The sequence below is a fragment of the Micromonospora sp. NPDC049139 genome, from assembly GCF_055586845.1.
In genome coordinates this window covers 11283-27318 of the sequence record NZ_JBVJHK010000027.1, presented here as the reverse complement: position 1 = coordinate 27318, position 16036 = coordinate 11283, and the positions used below count along the sequence as shown (strand labels likewise).

The following is a 16036-nucleotide window of genomic DNA, read 5'->3' as shown; positions in this document are numbered from 1 at the left end:
AACCGAAGGGAACCGACCGCTACCCGTCAGCCGAGCGGCACCGGAAGGGCCGCCCGGAACAAACCCTGTTCCAGCCAGACGGCGGCCCGGACCCCGTCGGCGGCAGCCTGGCTCACCAGGGTCAATCCGTCGGGCAGGGCCGGGAGCCGGGCGAGGTCGCCGGCGGCGGACACACCCGCGACGGTGGTCCGGGCGAACTCGTCGACCCGCACGTAGCCGTCGGGAAGAAGCTCGGCACCGAGCTGCACCGCCAGCGACGTCTGCTGTTCGACGGGTGCGCGGTGAAACGCCACCTGACATCGCGTACTGCTGCCGTCAGCGAACTGGACGGTGAGATCGTCCAGTTCGCCGGTGAGTTCCGTGACCGGCTCCTGGGTCACGGGAATGCCCAGCCCGCGCAGATTGCCGAGAACAGGTTCGGGCAGCGTGTGCGGGCCGTTCGTCACCACGGTGACTTCCTTGCTGTACCGATCGGCGAGGTAGGCGGCGAGCATCACTTCAGCGGGCTCACGGCCGAACACGACGATGCTCTTGCCTCGTGCCTCCCAGCCGTGGCAGAAAGGGCAGTGCATGACGCTGCGCCCGAAACGCTCCGGCAAGCCCGGGACAGCCCAGGGCCGGTCCACCTGACCGGTGGCCAGGAGCAGACGGCGAGCGCGGTGCCGGTCGCCGTTGTCCAACGTCAGGGTGAAGTCGTCGATGTTCCCGACAGCCTCGGCGGCCCGAGCGGTCACGACTTCGACGCCGGGGTACGGATGCAGCTCACGCCGGCCGGCCTCCAGCAGTTCCAGCGGCGGGAACCCGTCGCGGCTGAGGAACATGTGGATGCCGTCGGCGGGGCTGTTGCGCGGTGGCCCTCCGTCGAGAACCAGGGTGCGGCGCTGCTGGCGGCCGAGCACCTGCGCGGCGCTGAGGCCGGCCGCGCCGGCGCCGACGACGATGACGTCGTACTCGTTTCTAGGGTCGGTCATGGCTTCCTTCCAGTGGGTGCAGGGCGTGGTCGTGGATCGTCAGGACACGGTCGGCGCGGTCGGCGACCGCGGGATCGTGGGTGGCGATCAGCACGGCGAGCCCGTCGTGACGCATCTCGCCGAGCAGATCCAGCACTGTCGTCGTGGAGGCCGGGTCCAGGGCCGCGGTGATCTCGTCGGCGAGCAGCAACCGGGGCTGTGCCGCCAGGGCGCGGGCGAGCGCCACCCGTTGGCGCTGTCCGCCGGACAGCCCACCGGGGCGGCGGCCCGCCACCGCAGGGTCGAGGCCGACTCGGGTGAGCAGGGCGTTCACGGTGGCGAGGCGCCCGGCTCGGTCGGTGGTCCGGAAGGTACGCAGCGGCCGGCCGACGGCGGTGGCGATGCGGTGGGCGGGGTTGAGCGTGTCGGCGGGATGCTGACCGACGTACTGGACGGCTTGCAACAGGGCGGAGGGACGGTGCCGGACGGGCCACGGCAGGCGGGTTCCGGCCAGCTCCGCGTGGCCGGCCGTCACGGGGTGCAGTCCCGCGAGTGAGCGCAGCAGGGTGGTCTTTCCGGATCCCGAGGGACCGAGCACGGCGACGCATTCGCCCGCGTCGACGGTCAGATCGACAGCTTGCAGCAGAGGAGTCTGCCCACCCGGACGATCCAGGCGGAGATGGTGGACGCGGAGCACCGTGGCGCCTGCCGCGGGACGGCGGGACGGTACCGGTGGCGACGCTGATGGCGCCGTCCCGAACACCACGACGTGGTCGGCGACCGTGGCGACGAAGTCCCTGTCGTGCGAGACCAGCAGGGTGACGAAGCGCGGATCGCCGCGGCGGGCGCGGACCGCGGCGGCCACCAGCTGGGCAGCTGCGCTGTCCAGCGCGCTGGTCGGCTCGTCGAGGATCAGCAGGGGCGGCCGGGCCGCGAGCGCCCGGGCCAGGGCGACGCGTTGCGTCTGCCCGCCGGAGAGCTGGTGCACCCGCCGGGCGTGCAGGGACGCGTCGATGCCGACCTGTTCGAGTGTTATGGCCGCCCGACTGGTGTCCACCCCGGTCTCGGCCACCGACGCGACAGCTGTCAGCAGCGGATGCAACGACTGTGCGGCGTCCTGGACGAGGATCCCCGTATGCCGGCGGCGCCACCGACGTGCCGCATCGCCCGGCGCGATGATTTCTCCCTGCCACCGTACGATGCCGGCGCAGCGGCGCAACGGCGGTTCGAGGGCATCCAGGACGGCGGCCAGCCACACCGTCTTTCCCGCTCCGGATGGGCCGGTCAGTGCCACCACCTCGCCGGGCGCGGCGTGCAGATCAGGGGAGATGCCTACGGTCCGGCCACCGCGGCCGGTGACGCGCAGGCCGCTGACCTCCAGTCCGCCATCCCGCGTCACAGCGGCCGCCGGGCGTGGCGGGCGGCGGCATTGCCGACGACGGCGACGGTCAGGCTGAGCACTGCCAAAGCTGTGGCGGGGGCGATCAGCGCGGCGGGGCTCAGGGCCGCGCCGCTCACGTTTTCCCGGATCATGGCGGACCAATCCGGGGCCGGGGGAGCAGGCCCCAGCCCGAACAGGCTGAGAGCGGCGGCCAGTTGCAGTGCCACCACGAAACGGGCGCCGATCTCCGAACCGGCCAGCGCGGCCACCGCCGGGAGGATCTCCCGGCCCAGGATCCTCGGGCCGGACTCCCCGCGGCCCAGTGCGGCGTCGACGAAGCCGGCATGGCGCACCTGCCGCACCGCGTCGCCGACGATACGCAGCGTCAGCGGGGCCCCGCCGCAGACGGTCGCGGCGATCACCGCCACGGCGCCGGGCAGGGTGACGGCGAAAACCAGGGCGATCAACAGCAGGGGTACGGCGAGAAGCAGATCCGCTGCCGCGTGCAGCAGCCGCGACAGGGGCCCGTCGTGCCACCCCGCCAGCAGTCCGCCGGCGATGCCGATCGCTGCCGCCACCAGTGCTGCCGCCCCGGCGGTGAGGGTCAGATGGCGACCTCCGGCCAGCACCCGGGACAGCACATCACGGCCCAGGGCATCAGTACCCAGCAGGTTTCCGCCGCCGGACGGCGACCACGGCGCACCCAGCGGTGCGGTGGGGTCGTGCGGCGCCAGCAGGCTGCCGAACAGGGCGAGACCCAGGACGGTACCGGCGAACGTCACGAAACCGAGCCGGCCGCCCGTCACGATGCTCATGTCATCGCCCGCCGGGGATCGGTCCGTACGGTGACGAGATCCGCTGCCAGCATCCCGAGGACCACGGCCACCGCGGCGAGCATCGCACCGGCCTGCACCACCGGGACGTCGCGGTTAGCGACCGCGCCGACCAGCAGCTCACCCAGCCCCGCATAGCCGAACATGACCTCCACCACCGCGGTGGCAGCGATCAGACCACCCGCGACGACGGCCAGGACCCGCAGAGCCGGTGCGACCAGGAACGGTCCGACGTAGACAGCGGCGATCCGCCATCCGGGAAGGCCGCGCAGCCGGGCATCACGCACGTACGGCCGTGCCACGATGTCAGCAACGAGCCCGCGTAGCAGCATCGCCCCGTAGGCGGCCGCCGGCAGAGCGAGGCTCAGCGTCGGCAGCGCCAGCACCGACAGCCCCGGTGGGCGCCCGTCGGCCGGCAGCAGCGAGATCGGCGGGAACCAGGCCAGCATCCCGGCGAACACAGCGGTCAGCGCCGCGGCGACGACCACCTGCGGGACGGCGGCGGTGGCTGTCACGACGGCGGCGACCAACCGGCCGGCCGGCGAGCCCGCACCGGCGGGCCAGGCCCACGCCAGCATCAGCGGCACGGTCACCAGGAGTGCGGCACCGGCCAGCGCGGCTGTCGCGGGCAGTCGCTGACCGATCACGTCCGCCACCGGCCGGCCCGAGATCAACGAGACGCCCGCGTCCCCGCGAAGCAGGCCAGCGGCCCACTCCAGGTAACGCCGCCACACTGCGGCGTCCAAGCTGGTGGCGGCCCGCATCTCGGCCAGCTGCGCCGCGGTGGCCCGCCCCGCTGTGCGGGCCTCGGCGGCGTCGCCGGGCAGCGCCTCGGTGGCGGCGAACACCATCACCGAGACGCCGAACAGCAACAGTACGGCGCGGACCAGGGCCCGCAGGATCATCATGGCAGCCGTACCTGATCGATGAAGAGCCGTCCGAAGCCGGCGCCGGTGGGCAGACCCTGCACTCCGGAACGGGTCAGGTCCAGGCCGTCGCCGGTGCCCCACACCACGTACCCGCCCTCGTCGCGAACCTGCTGTTGCAATGTGCCGAGCACGCGGTTGCGCACGCCCTCGTCCGGCTCGCCCAGGGCCTTGTCCAGCGCCGCGTCGAACTCCGGCCGCTTCCACGCCGTCTCGTTCGTCGGCGAGCCCGAGATCAGCGACACCCGTGCCACGTCGAAGAAGGGGATACCGCCGAAGTAACCGGTGTAGAAGTCCTGCTGGCCCCACACCGTGGTGAAGTAGGTGTCCGGCGGGGTCATCTTCACCTCAGCGGTGACACCGATTTCCTTCAGTTGCGAGGCGAAAAGTGTTGCGGCGGTGTCCATCCCCGGATAGGACGTCGTGGTGTGCAGCGTGACGGTCAGCCCGTCGCCCTGGCCCGCATCGGTGAGAAACTGCCGTGCCTTGGCCACATCACGGGTACGCGGGGTCAGCCCTTGCGGCGCGGACGGATCCGCCGGGGCGAGCAGGTCGTCCTGTGGTTGGCCGTACCCGAGGAATGTGGCCTGCACCAGCGCCGGCCGGTCGGCGGCCAGCTTGAACGCCTCGCGGACACGGGGGTCGTCGAACGGTTTGCGGTCGGTACGCATCACGAACGGGTACATGGTGACCGCCGGCCGGCGGACCAGGCTCAGGTCGGTGCGGCCCTCGGCCTGTCGCGCCGCCGCCGGCGCGATGCTCGCGGCCACGTCGGCCTGCCCGGACAGCACGGCCTGAGCGCGGGCCTGCGGGTCGGCGACCGCCCGGACCTCGATACGCCGCAACGACGGCGCGGTGCCCCACCAGCCGTCGCGGCGTTCCAGCACGGCGCTCTGCGCGTCGTTGCTGACCAGTGTGAACGGCCCCGACCCGGGTACCGCGGCGGTGAAGTCGTCGCTGCCCTCCGGGACGATGAACGTCATGGATTCCAGGGCTCGCGGCACCTCGGCGAACGGCTTGCGGCTGACGACTTCCACGGTGTGGTCGTCGACCACCCGCGAGGCGGCGAGATCGAAAGCGGCCAGCCGGCCGTAGTTCTCCGCCGCCTTACGGTCGATGCGGCGCAGCGAGTAGAGCACGTCCGCGGCCCGCACGGGCCTCCCGTCGGAGAAGGTGGCGTCGCGGCGCAGGGCGAACTGCCACTTCGTGAGGCTCCTGTCCGGTTTCCACGACTCCGCCAGTCTCGGCTGGGTGCGTCCGTCGGGGCCCTGTCCGGTGAGCACGTCGTACATCAGCGCGAACCGCACCGCGTCGGATTCGTTGCCGAGCCCGCCGTGGGGGTCGTTGCTCGCGGTGGCCGGTGACCCGACCGTCACGTATCGCAGGGTGTCCGGGGGTGTCGCGGTGGCCTGCTCGGAATCGCCGCATGCGGTCAGCGACGCGGCGCCGAGCAGGGCGACGAGGGTCAGGGTGATACGGGTTCTCATGGGTGCCTTCTGTCGCGGGGTCGGTCGGGGTTCAGAGCGTGGTGCGTGCCGCGGCGGCGCGCGCCGCTAGCCGTCCTGCCGCCCGGTCTCGTGCTGGCGTCGTCGCGGGCGGGTTCGCGGTGGCCGGTGGTACCGGAGCGCGGCGGCCGGCGATCAGCCGGGCCAGATCGCGGACGGTCGGATGGGCGAACAGGTCGACCATCGCCAGTGGCACGCCGAGGCGGTCGCTGAGCCGCCGGTGTGCTCGCAGCAGCGTCAGCGAGGTCGCCCCGAGGTCGAAGAATGGCCTGGTGACATCGACGGTGCAGTCCATCAGTTCGCCGAACACGGCGGCCACGCTGTTCTCGATGTCCGAGTCGGACGTGCCGATGGGCGTGGTGGGCTCCTCGGTACGGATCACCGGCTCGGCGATGATCCGGAGTCCGAGAACGGCTTCGCCGTCGAGGTCCGGCACCACCTCGTAGGAGCCGTTCGACGGCCGGACCGCTACGGCCAGTTCGGTGGCCGCCCGCAGGGCCGAGACGACGTCCAGTCGGCCCGGGCGCACGCTGACGCGGACGTCGAGCCCCGAACGGGCGGCGTCGACGAGCAGTCCGGTCAGGTCGTCCGGGTCCGCCGGAGCCGCGACCTGCGGCGGTGCGGACGTGGTCGCCGGGACGGCAGGGGGCTGGTGAACAGGCGGGTCGTTGCGGAAGGGGTTGCCCAGCCGGTCGTGGTCGACCTTGCCGTTTACTGTCACGGGCAGCGTCGCCAGTTGCACGAAGCGGCTGGGGATCATGTACTCGGGCAGGTGCTCGCGTAGGCGGGCCACCAAGACGTCCTCGGCCAGAGGTGACGCATCGTCGCCGGTGGCCACATAGGCGACGAGTCGGGCGCCGCCGTCCGGTCCCGGCACGGACCGGGCCACACAGCGTCGTACGCCGGGTGCGCGGCTGAGCACAGCTTCGATCTCGCCGAGCTCGATGCGGTGGCCGCGGATTTTGACCTGCCGGTCGACGCGGCCGAGGAACTCGATCGTCCCGTCGTAGCGCCAGCGGCCGAGGTCGCCGGTGCGGTAGGTGCGGCGGCGCAGGACCGGGTGGGTGGTGAACCGTTGTGCGGTCTGTTCCGGGTCACCGAGATAGCCGGCCGCCACCCCGTCGCCACCGATGTACAGCTCGCCGGCCTCACCGACCGGGCAGGGCCGCCCGTCGCCGTCGAGGATATGGAAGGACTGTCCGCGTAGCGCCCGCCCGTACGGGATGCTGCGCCACGCCGGGTCGACTTCTTCGATCGGATGGCAGATGGACCAGATGGACGCCTCGGTCGCGCCGCCCAAGCTGATGATCCGGGCCTGTGGCGCGAGCACCCGCACTCTGTCGGGCAGCGTCACCGGGATCCAGTCGCCGGAGAGGAGTACCAGGCGCAGTGCGGACATGGCCGAGGCCGCAGCGCCGGGGTCGATCTCGGCGTACTCGACGAGTATCTCCAGCAGTGCCGGTGCGGTGTTCCACACCGACACCCGATGCCGGTCCATCAGTTCCAGCCAATGGCCGGGGTCGCGCTGGCGGCCGGGGTCGGGTAGCACCATCGCCCCACCGGCGCCGAGTACACCGAACACGTCGTAGACCGACAGGTCGAACGACAGTGCCGACAGCGCGAGCACCCGGTCGCCCGCCTCCAGAGGGAAGCGGTCGGCCATGTCGTCGAGTGTCGTACGGGCCTGGCGATGCTCGACCGCCACACCCTTGGGCCGCCCGGTGGAGCCGGAGGTGAAGATGGCGTACGCCAGATCTCCCGGGCGCGGCGCGCGTGGCTCTGCGGCGGCCTCGTCGCCGTCCGGCGCGCCGTCGTCGATGGCGTGAATTTGTACGGTGTCCGGCCACTGTGCCGAGGTCATGCCGGTGACCAGCGCATGCTTGATGTCGGCCTGCGCACAGACGGAGGCGATCCGTGCCGCCGGCCAGGACGGTTCGACCGGGACATAGCCGGCGCCGGAGGCGGTGATGCCGAGTGTAGCGGCGATCTGTGCGGCGCCCTTTGGAGCGGCCACCGCCACCATGTCACTCGGTCCCAGCCCGTGTCCGGCGAGCAGGGCAGCGGTGGCGCGGGCTCGTGCGTCCAGTTCGCCATGGGTAACGACGTCGTCCCCGTGTATGAGGGCGACGTCCTGTGGTGCTCGGTCGGCGTTCGCCCGCAGCGGGTCGTCGATCAGCGGCCCGCAGTCGCCGCCGAACGGGCTGACGTCCAGTGCCTCGTCCGGGCGGAAGGACGGGTCCCAGCCGAAGGCCGGATCGGTCCAGGCCTGCTCGTCGTCGGCCAGCCGGCGCAGCAGTCGCAGGTGGGCGTCGCGGATACCGGTGGCGAAGCCGTCGGGCAGGCATCCGTCGACGACGTCCCAGGCGATGCGCAGCCGGTCGCCATCCTCCCAGACGATGTGGTCGACGAAGATCTGTGGGGTCTGTGAGACTCCGAAGACCTCCTCACCCAGCCAGGCGGTCGGGGGCTCGGTCGTGGCGGCCAGTCCGACCCCGCTGGTGAACACGACGGGATATGCGGGGACGAGCCCGGCGTTTCCGCGACCTCGGAGCGCCTCGACGGCCGAGACGGAACGGTGCTCCAGGTCGGACCAGAACCGGTGGTTGACCGCGGCGGCGTAGCCGGCGAACCCGCCGTCTCCGGACGGGTCGAGGGGGGCGCACTCGGTGAGCACGGTGGTGGTGAAGTCGCCCACCACCGTGCGCAGGCGATCGTCGTCCTGCGGCCGGTCGAACAGCGTGGTGTTCACACAGAACGGGTCGGTCGCGCCCCAGCGGCCGAGGATCGACGCCAGGGCGGCCAGCAGCATGGCGGTGGCGGAGACTCCGTGCCTGCTCGCCCGGCTCCGCAGCCGCGACCACTCGCCGGCGGTCAGGGCCGCGGCATGCCGGGTGAAGTGCGGGACACCCAGCTTCTCCGCGGTCGCGCTCCAGGGCAGTGCCGGGCCAGGCGGGAGCCGGTCCGCCCGGCTCTGCCAGTACGCGCGGTCACGCTCGCGGCGTGCGGCTTCGGCAGGATCCTGCTCCCGGTAGGCGAGCAGGGCCGCGAAAGTGGTGACCGGTGGCGCCGCCAGCAGGTTCGGATCGGTGGTCGCCTGACCCCATTCGCGCATGAGCTGCATCCAGCCGGCCATGTCCAAGGCGATGATGTCCATGCCGACGAACAACCGGGTGCGGCCGTCCGGCAGTAACGCGGCGCGGATGTCGAACAACGGCCAGCGGTCCACCGCGTGTGGTCGATGGGACAGCGCGGTACGCATGTCCGCCAGGGTCCGTTCGGCGTCTGTGGGCGGGGCGGTGCGCAAGTCGGTGACCGGGATCTCGTAGCGCAGCTCGCTGGGGAGCACCCGTTGGCGGGCCTCCTCGTCGATGACCAGCCGCAGCATCGGGTGGCGGGCCACCAGGCGGTTCCATCCGTCCGTCAGAGCGCGGACGTCGGCCTCCGCGTCGCCGCCGGGTCGCCGGTCGTACTCGAAGTAGAAGTACGTGGCCACGCCGCCCAGTGGCAGTGACGGATCGCGGCCGAGCAGGTATGCCGTCTGCAGCGCGGTGAGCGGGAAGGGCTCGGTCCCGGCGGCGGCAGCGGAAGCGGTCGTGGGGACGGTCTCCGCCGGCCCGTCGCCGGACGGTGCGGCGAGCACGGCCGCGGTGACGGTGCCGGGTGTCGCGCCGTTGAGGAATGTGGTCAGAGGCAGATCCACACCGAGTTCGTCCAGCAGCCTGCGCCGCAATCGGACCGCGGCGAACGAGTCCAGTCCCAGCTCGGTGAGCTTGCGGCCGGGATCGATGTCGGCCGGGTCGAGGTCGAGGCTCTCCGCGAGGCATGCGGTCACCTCGTCCACTCGGTCGATCGGCGGTGTGTGCGAGGCCGTCATGCGGCTCCTCCCCAGGACTCGGAGCGAGTAGTACAACATGAAAACGACAACGATTTCCAGTAGGCTCGGTTGACAGCGGACCGCGTCGATGGAAATGATTGTCATTCTCATGTATAACGGATGAGCCCCTTCTGGCCAACCATCGAGGAGCGCGATGACGCCCCCTTCGCCGTCCCACCCCGCCCTTGCGGTGACCGCCGTCGCCGGGCGCTTCCCCGGTGCACCGAACGCCGACCGCTTCTGGGAGCTGCTGCGGGACGCGCGCGAAGGCCTCACCCGGTTCCCCGACGAGGAACTCGCCGACCGAGGCGTGCCTCTGGGCATGCGTCGGCGCAAGGACTACGTGCCGGTCGGCGGGATCATCGACGGCCAGGAACTGTTCGATCCGTCCCCCTTCGGGCTCACCGATGCCGAAGCGGCCCTCACCGACCCGCAGCACCGGCTCTTCCTCGAGACCGCCTGGGAGGCGCTAGAACGCAGCGGGCACGGCGGCGGCGCCGGCATCGAGGCGGTCGGTGTCTTCGCAGGAACGGCCCAGAGTGCCTATCTCACGGCCAACCTCGCCGGCCGCTGGGATCCGACCGGCGGCGGGCCCGATCCCCTCGGCAGCCTGCAGACCGCCATCGCCACCCAGGCCGACTACCTACCTCTGCAGACGGCCTACCGGCTGGGCCTGACCGGGCCGGCGATGAACATCACCACGACCTGCTCCACCTCGCTGGTCGCCGTCCACGTGGCCGCCCAGTCCCTGCTGGCCGGCGAATGCGACATGGCCGTCGCGGGCGGCGCTTCGCTGATCGTCCCGCAGGGGCACGGCTACCGGTATGTGCCGGAAGGCATCTTCGCCGTCGACGGGCGGGTCCGGCCCTTCTCCGCCAAGGGCACCGGCATCGTCTACAGCCAGGGTGTGGGTGCGGTGGTGCTGCGCCGACTCGACGACGCGCTCGCCGACGGTGATCCCGTCCTCGCGGTTCTGCACGGCAGCGCGGTCAACAACGACGGCGCCGACAAGGTCGGCTTCACCGCCCCGTCGCTGCGCGGGCAGGCCCGGGTGATCGCGGAAGCCCTTGCCGTCGCGGGCATCGAACCATCGCAGGTCGGATACGTCGAGGCCCACGGCACCGGCACCCGCCTGGGCGATCCGATCGAGGTCGCCGCCCTGCGCAAGGCATTCGGCCACGACGGCATCCGGACCACGGCATGGTGCGGGCTCGGCTCTGTCAAGAGCAACATTGGTCACGCCAACGCGGCCGCCGGTATCGCGTCGTTCATCAAGACGGTGCTCGCGTTGCATCACCGGACACTGCCCGCCTCGCTGCACGCCGATCCGATCAACGACCAGCTCGGGCTGGACGGCTCACCGTTCGCGGTGGTCACCCGCACCCGACCGTGGGATGCCCCGCCCTACGCGGGTGTCAGCTCGTTCGGCATCGGCGGCACCAACGCGCACGTCGTGCTTGGCCCGGCGCCCGACCGGACGGCCACCTCGCCGGACGACCGGCCCCAGATCCTGCTCTACTCGGCGTACGAGCCGGCCGCCCTCGACGCCACCGCACGCGAGGTGCCGTCGGCAGATCTGCCCGACATCGCGCACACCCTGCAACACGGTCGCAAGTACCACCCGTACCGGCAGGCGGTCGTCGCGGGCCCCGGAATCACGCCGCGGCGTACCGCTGCGGTGCGCACCGACGGCGCGCCGCGCCTCGTGTTCCTCTTCCCTGGCGGCGGCAGCCAGTACGCGGGCATGGCCGCGCAGTTGTACGCCGACGAGCCGGTGTTCGCCTCGTGCGTGCAGGAGTGCGCGAAACTGTTCCGCGACCACCTCGGCACCGACGTCACCACGTTGATCACCGGAGGTGACGAGACGACGGCCGAGTCGGCCGTCGTGGGGCTGCCCGCCCTGTTCACCGTCTCGGTCGCCACCGCCCGGCTGCTCGAATCCTGGGGCATCCACCCGGACGTCCTGCTCGGCCACAGCCTCGGCGAGTACGCTGCCGCGGTCGTCTCCGGGGCACTGACGTTGCCCGACGCCGTGACCCTCGTCGCGGTGCGATCCCGCGCGCTGGCCGGAGCCGCGGGCGGCGGAGCGATGCTGTCCGTCCCACTGTCCGAATCCGATGTGACAGCTCTGCTGCGCGAACACCCCGATCTCGACCTAGCCGCAGTGAATGCTCCACAATCCTGCGTGGTCTCCGGGCCGGCCGGCGCTGTGGAGGATCTGGTCGCCGTTCTCGGCCGCAGGGGGATCGCGCCGGCCCGGCTACCACTGAGGTCCGCCGCGCATTCGCGGCTGATCGACCCGGCGCTGCCGGACATGCGGGCGGCCGCGCGGTCGGTGCGCGCCGGGCGGCCCATCGTGCCCACCGTCAGCTCCTTGACCGGCACGATGGTCGGCGAAGACCTCGCCGATCCGGAGCACTGGGTCCGCCAGTTGCGTGAGCCGGTGCGTTTCTCCGCCGCGCTCACCGCCGCGACGGCGGAGCCGACGCCGACCGTGGTGATCCAGGTCGGCCCCGGGGCGGCCCTTGTCGCTGCCGCCCGCAGCCACGGCCCTGCGCACCTGAAGGCCACCGTCACCACGTACCCGTCGGACGGCGAACTGTCCGACCTGGCGTCGGCACGCCTGGCCGCCGGCGAACTGTGGAGCCACGGCGTGCTCGTCGACTTCACCGCCATGCACCGGCCGGGGCGGCGGCGGGTCGTCGCACCCGGGTACGCCTTCCAGCGACGCCGCCTGTGGATCGACCCCGAGCCGCAGACGACGGAGCCACAGACCAGCGAGCTTGTTCAGGTACCGCTCTGGCGGCAGGAGCCGCCGCTGCCCGCCGTACCGAGTCTGGGCGGGCGCTGGCTGGTGACCGGTGACCCCGGAGATGTCATCGGCGCGGCGCTGCGTGCCCGCGACGCCGAAGTCGTCGGCCTCGACGATCCGGCCAAAGCGGTCGACGGCGTGGTGATCGTCACCGGTGACGCCCGGACACCCGAGCAGACCCGTGAGGAGATCCTACGGTACGGACGGGTCGCCGCGCTCGATCCGCCACCCGCTTTCCTGCTCCAGGTGACGGTGAACGGATGCCGCGTCGAGAGCCCGGACGTGCCCGCGCCCGGCGCCGCGGCGGTACGGTCCCTGCCCCGGGTCCTCGCCCAGGAGACGCCCGGACTGTCGTGGCGCACCGTCGACGTCACCGACCTGCGGACCCACGCGCCGGCGGTGATCGCCGAACTCGCCGACCTGCGAGGGGGATCCACCGGAATCCAGACCGCCGTCCGTAACTCCCAGCGGTGGGTGAGCGGCCTGGCACCCTGGCCCGCACTCTCCTCCGCCCCGGCCGCGCGACCCGGCACGACCGCGCTGATCATCGGCGGCCTCGGCGATGTCGGCGTCACCATCGCAGCGCACCTGGCCGGGCAGGGAATGAGGGTCGTGATCACCTCCCGTTCCGGCGACCGCAAGGACGCGGTGCACCACCTCGTCCAGCGCGGGCACGACGTGTCCGTGCAGGTGCTCGACGCCGCCGACCCCGGCGCCACCGGCGCGCTGCTGGCCGACGTGAGCTCGCAGTCCACCCTCGACCTCGTGGTGCATGCCGCGGGCGTGGTGGCCACCGAAGAATTGGCACCAATGCGCCGCATCGGCCCCGAACACGTGGACGGCCACCTCCGGGCGAAAGCCCGGGGAGCACTGGCCCTGCGGGCCGCGATCGAGGACCTGCCGCCGCAGCAGCGTCCCCGCCATGTCGTGCTCATGTCGTCGGCCGGCACGCTCGTCGGAGGCATCGGCACCGGGCCCTACTGTGCCTCGAACGGCTTCCTCGACGCCCTCGCGCAACAGCCGCCCATCGGTGACACCCGCTGGGTCAGCGTGGTCTGGGACGCCTGGAAGGTGGGGCCGCTGGGCAGTGAACGCGAGGTCAACCTGACCTTCGCGCTCGACGCCGCCACCGGCATGCACGCCCTCGACGCGATCCTGAGCGCCGCGACGGCCGGCACCGTGCCGCCGGTCGTGGCGGTCTCCACTACCGACCTGCGCACCCGGATGCGTGCCGCGGACCGGACGACCGCACACCGGCACGACGACGTCACCAGTGACCTCACCGGCGTCGAAGCGGTCGTGGCGGCAGCCTGGTCCGACCTGTTCGGCGCCTCGGTCACCGACGGCGACAGCGACTTCTTCGCTCTGGGCGGACACTCGCTGCTGGCCACCCGTATGCTCGCCGACCTGGGAGAACGGTACCGGGTCCGGCTGAGCTTGCGGGACCTGCTCGCCCGTCCGACTGTCGCCGGTCTGGCCGGGACGATCGGCAGCGCGCAACCGGCTGCAGAGCGGGATCCGGCCACGACGGTGACCGGTGGACCGGACCCGGACGGCACCTTCGCCATGACCCGTGTGCAGCACGCCTACTGGACGGGCCGCACCGGGGGTTACCGCTTCGGCGACACCGCCTGTCACTTCGCGCTGGAGTACGACTGCCCGGACCTCGATCTCGACCGCTACGAGCAGGCGTGGAACCTCGTCATCGCCCGGCACGCGATGCTGCGCACCATCACGACCGGGCAGGGTCGGCTGCGGCAACTGGAACAGGTGCCCTCCTACCGCATCCGCCCGGTGGATCTGACCCAGGCCGGTGAGCAGAAACGCGCCGAACGGCTCGCCGCCCTGCGCGAGCAGGTCTTCCGCCGACCCGGTCCGTCCGATCGGTGGCCGCTGGTCCAGATCCGCGCGGCCCGGCTGCCGGGCGGTGGCGTTCGTCTATTCCTCGGCATCGACGTCCTCGTCTGCGACGCCGGCAGCTACTGGATCATCGACCGGGACCTGCGTCACTACTACGCGAATCCCGATCAGGCCCTGCCGGAGGTGCCGATCACCTTTGCCGGTTGCGTGCGAGCTCTGGCGGCACGCCGCGACACCCCCGAGTGGACGCGGGCTGCCGGCTATTGGCGCGACCGGCTGCCCGGCCTGCCCGGCGCACCCACTTTGCCGGTCTCCGGTATCGAGACCGGCGGCCGGTTCGAGCGGCATACGGGCCGGCTCGACGCGCAGCAGTGGGCCGCCTTCCGCCGTAACGCCGCCGCCAACGGCGTCACCCCGACAGCCGCCCTTCTCACCGCGTACGGCGAACTGCTCGCCCAGTGGAGCGGCGAGGAACACTTCGCCGTCACGCTGACTCTGTTCGACCGCCCGCCGCTGCATCCGGCGATGGACAGCGTGGTCGGTGACTTCACCTCGCTGCTGCTGCACGAGGTGGACCGGCGTGCAGCCGGCAGCTTCGCCGAACACGCCGGCCGAGTGCACCGCCGACTGTTCACCGATCTGGACCATCGGCTCTTCTCCGCCCTCGACCTGCTGGCGGAGAAGTCCGCGCAGACCGGTGCGCTCACCTCCGTACCGGTCGTGTTCACCAGTGCGCTCGGACTGGACGACGTCATCGGCGGCGACCGTGACCTGGAGTGGGCGGGCCGGCAGGTGTCCGCCCTGAGCCAGACCCCCCAGACCGTGCTCGACCATCAGGTTCTGGAGCATCACGGTCAGCTACTGGTCCAGTGGGATGCGCTGGAGCCGGTGCTGCCGCCGGCCGAGGTCGACCGCATGTTCGACCGTTACCTGAGCCGGCTGCGCAGCCTGACGGACCCGGCAGCCTGGCGCAGCGAGGCCGTAAGCGCCACCCCGGCGCTGCCGGTCGGGGACGTGGCGATTACTTTGCGTGCCGGAACCGGATCCGGTCCGACGCTGTTCCTCGTCCATCCCTCCGGCGGCGACGTGACCTGCTACGCCGACCTCGGCCAGCGGCTCGACGAGCGGGTCACCGTCGTCGGCCTGACCGATCCTGGCCTGTCCGGCGGCGAGGCGCCCACCGAGCTGCCCGCTCTGGCGCGCCTCTACGTCGATGTCCTGCGTTCCGTCCAGCCCGACGGCCCGTACCTGCTCGGCGGCTGGTCGATGGGCGGCAGCCTGGGCCAGGAGATGGCCCGGACCCTGCACAGCCAGGGCCAGCATGTCGCGCTGCTGGTGATGCTGGACTCCAACGACCCCACCTACATCACGGCGGTCCCCGGCGAGCCCGAGACGGCGGAGACTCTAGTGCTCGCCCGGCACCTGGGAGCGCTGGAGGCTTACCTCGACATCGACCTCGGCATGGGTACGACCGACGCGTTGAACGCCTTCCTGAGCGTACCGGCCGAGCAACGCTGGCAGGAGGCGACGGACCGGCTCCGGCAGCACCGGCTCCTCGGCACCCGTGAGGATCCCCGTTCCCGTGTCGCGGTCTTCGGCCGGCACCTGCATAGTCTCGCCCAGCACCGGCCGGGCTTCCACGGCGACGAGCGGACCCACACCCTGCTGGTCAGAGCCGATCGCAGGGCCACCCGCAACTCGGGCATCGGCATGGGCGTCGACGACACCCCACCCGGGTTGACCGACCTGGGCTGGTCCACCAGTCTCGCCATGCCTCCCGAGGTGATCGGTATCGACGCCGACCACTACTCCCTGATGCGCGAGCCGGCACTCGCCGCTGTCGCACGCGTACTCAACACCGCCCTCGCCCGCCACCTGTCATGACCACCGAACGG

General features: G+C 71.8%; 7 protein-coding genes. 1 reads left to right on the top strand and 6 read right to left on the bottom strand.

Going from position 1 to position 16036, the window contains the following annotated elements; translation table 11 throughout:
* Positions 1-26: 26 nt before the first annotated feature.
* From ACZ6Q9_RS30705 to ACZ6Q9_RS30680, 6 genes are read right to left on the bottom strand one after another with little or no spacing between them, the layout of a single operon-like run.
* Complete coding sequence (locus ACZ6Q9_RS30705; RefSeq protein ID WP_396830731.1) at positions 27-971, bottom strand: NAD(P)/FAD-dependent oxidoreductase; 945 nt, start codon at positions 969-971, stop codon at positions 27-29.
* Entirely contained in the window at positions 958-2349 is a 1392-nt protein-coding gene (locus ACZ6Q9_RS30700; RefSeq protein ID WP_396830732.1) for an ABC transporter ATP-binding protein, read from the bottom strand. Before ACZ6Q9_RS30700 ends, ACZ6Q9_RS30705 begins: the two co-directional genes overlap by 14 nt.
* Positions 2346-3146, bottom strand: coding sequence for an ABC transporter permease subunit (locus ACZ6Q9_RS30695; RefSeq protein ID WP_396830733.1), 801 nt, complete (start codon positions 3144-3146; stop codon positions 2346-2348). Before ACZ6Q9_RS30695 ends, ACZ6Q9_RS30700 begins: the two co-directional genes overlap by 4 nt.
* Positions 3143-4072 (bottom strand): ABC transporter permease, encoded by a 930-nt coding sequence (locus tag ACZ6Q9_RS30690; protein ID WP_396830734.1) that lies wholly within the window; start codon positions 4070-4072, stop codon positions 3143-3145. Before ACZ6Q9_RS30690 ends, ACZ6Q9_RS30695 begins: the two co-directional genes overlap by 4 nt.
* Entirely contained in the window at positions 4069-5577 is a 1509-nt protein-coding gene (locus ACZ6Q9_RS30685; protein WP_393269698.1) for an ABC transporter substrate-binding protein, read from the bottom strand. The genes ACZ6Q9_RS30690 and ACZ6Q9_RS30685 overlap by 4 nt, the downstream gene beginning before the upstream one ends.
* Positions 5578-5608: 31 nt before the next feature.
* Positions 5609-9469, bottom strand: coding sequence for an amino acid adenylation domain-containing protein (locus tag ACZ6Q9_RS30680; protein ID WP_396830736.1), 3861 nt, complete (start codon positions 9467-9469; stop codon positions 5609-5611).
* A gap of 154 nt (positions 9470-9623) precedes the next feature.
* On the opposite strand from ACZ6Q9_RS30680, the gene ACZ6Q9_RS30675 reads away from it, so the two are divergent.
* Positions 9624-16025: an SDR family NAD(P)-dependent oxidoreductase gene (locus tag ACZ6Q9_RS30675; protein WP_396830738.1), complete on the top strand. Its 6402-nt coding sequence runs from the start codon at positions 9624-9626 to the stop codon at positions 16023-16025.
* The last annotated feature ends 11 nt before the right edge of the window (positions 16026-16036 follow it).

Bases quoted from the DNA above. Each gene is read 5' to 3' on its own strand.
- ACZ6Q9_RS30680 (WP_396830736.1), bottom strand. From the start codon at position 9,469: ATGACGGCCTCGCACACACCGCCGATCGACCGAGTGGACGAGGTGACC.
- ACZ6Q9_RS30685 (WP_393269698.1), bottom strand. From the start codon at position 5,577: ATGAGAACCCGTATCACCCTGACCCTCGTCGCCCTGCTCGGCGCCGCG.
- ACZ6Q9_RS30705 (WP_396830731.1), bottom strand. From the start codon at position 971: ATGACCGACCCTAGAAACGAGTACGACGTCATCGTCGTCGGCGCCGGC.
- ACZ6Q9_RS30675 (WP_396830738.1), top strand. From the start codon at position 9,624: ATGACGCCCCCTTCGCCGTCCCACCCCGCCCTTGCGGTGACCGCCGTC.
- ACZ6Q9_RS30695 (WP_396830733.1), bottom strand. From the start codon at position 3,146: ATGAGCATCGTGACGGGCGGCCGGCTCGGTTTCGTGACGTTCGCCGGT.
- ACZ6Q9_RS30690 (WP_396830734.1), bottom strand. From the start codon at position 4,072: ATGATGATCCTGCGGGCCCTGGTCCGCGCCGTACTGTTGCTGTTCGGC.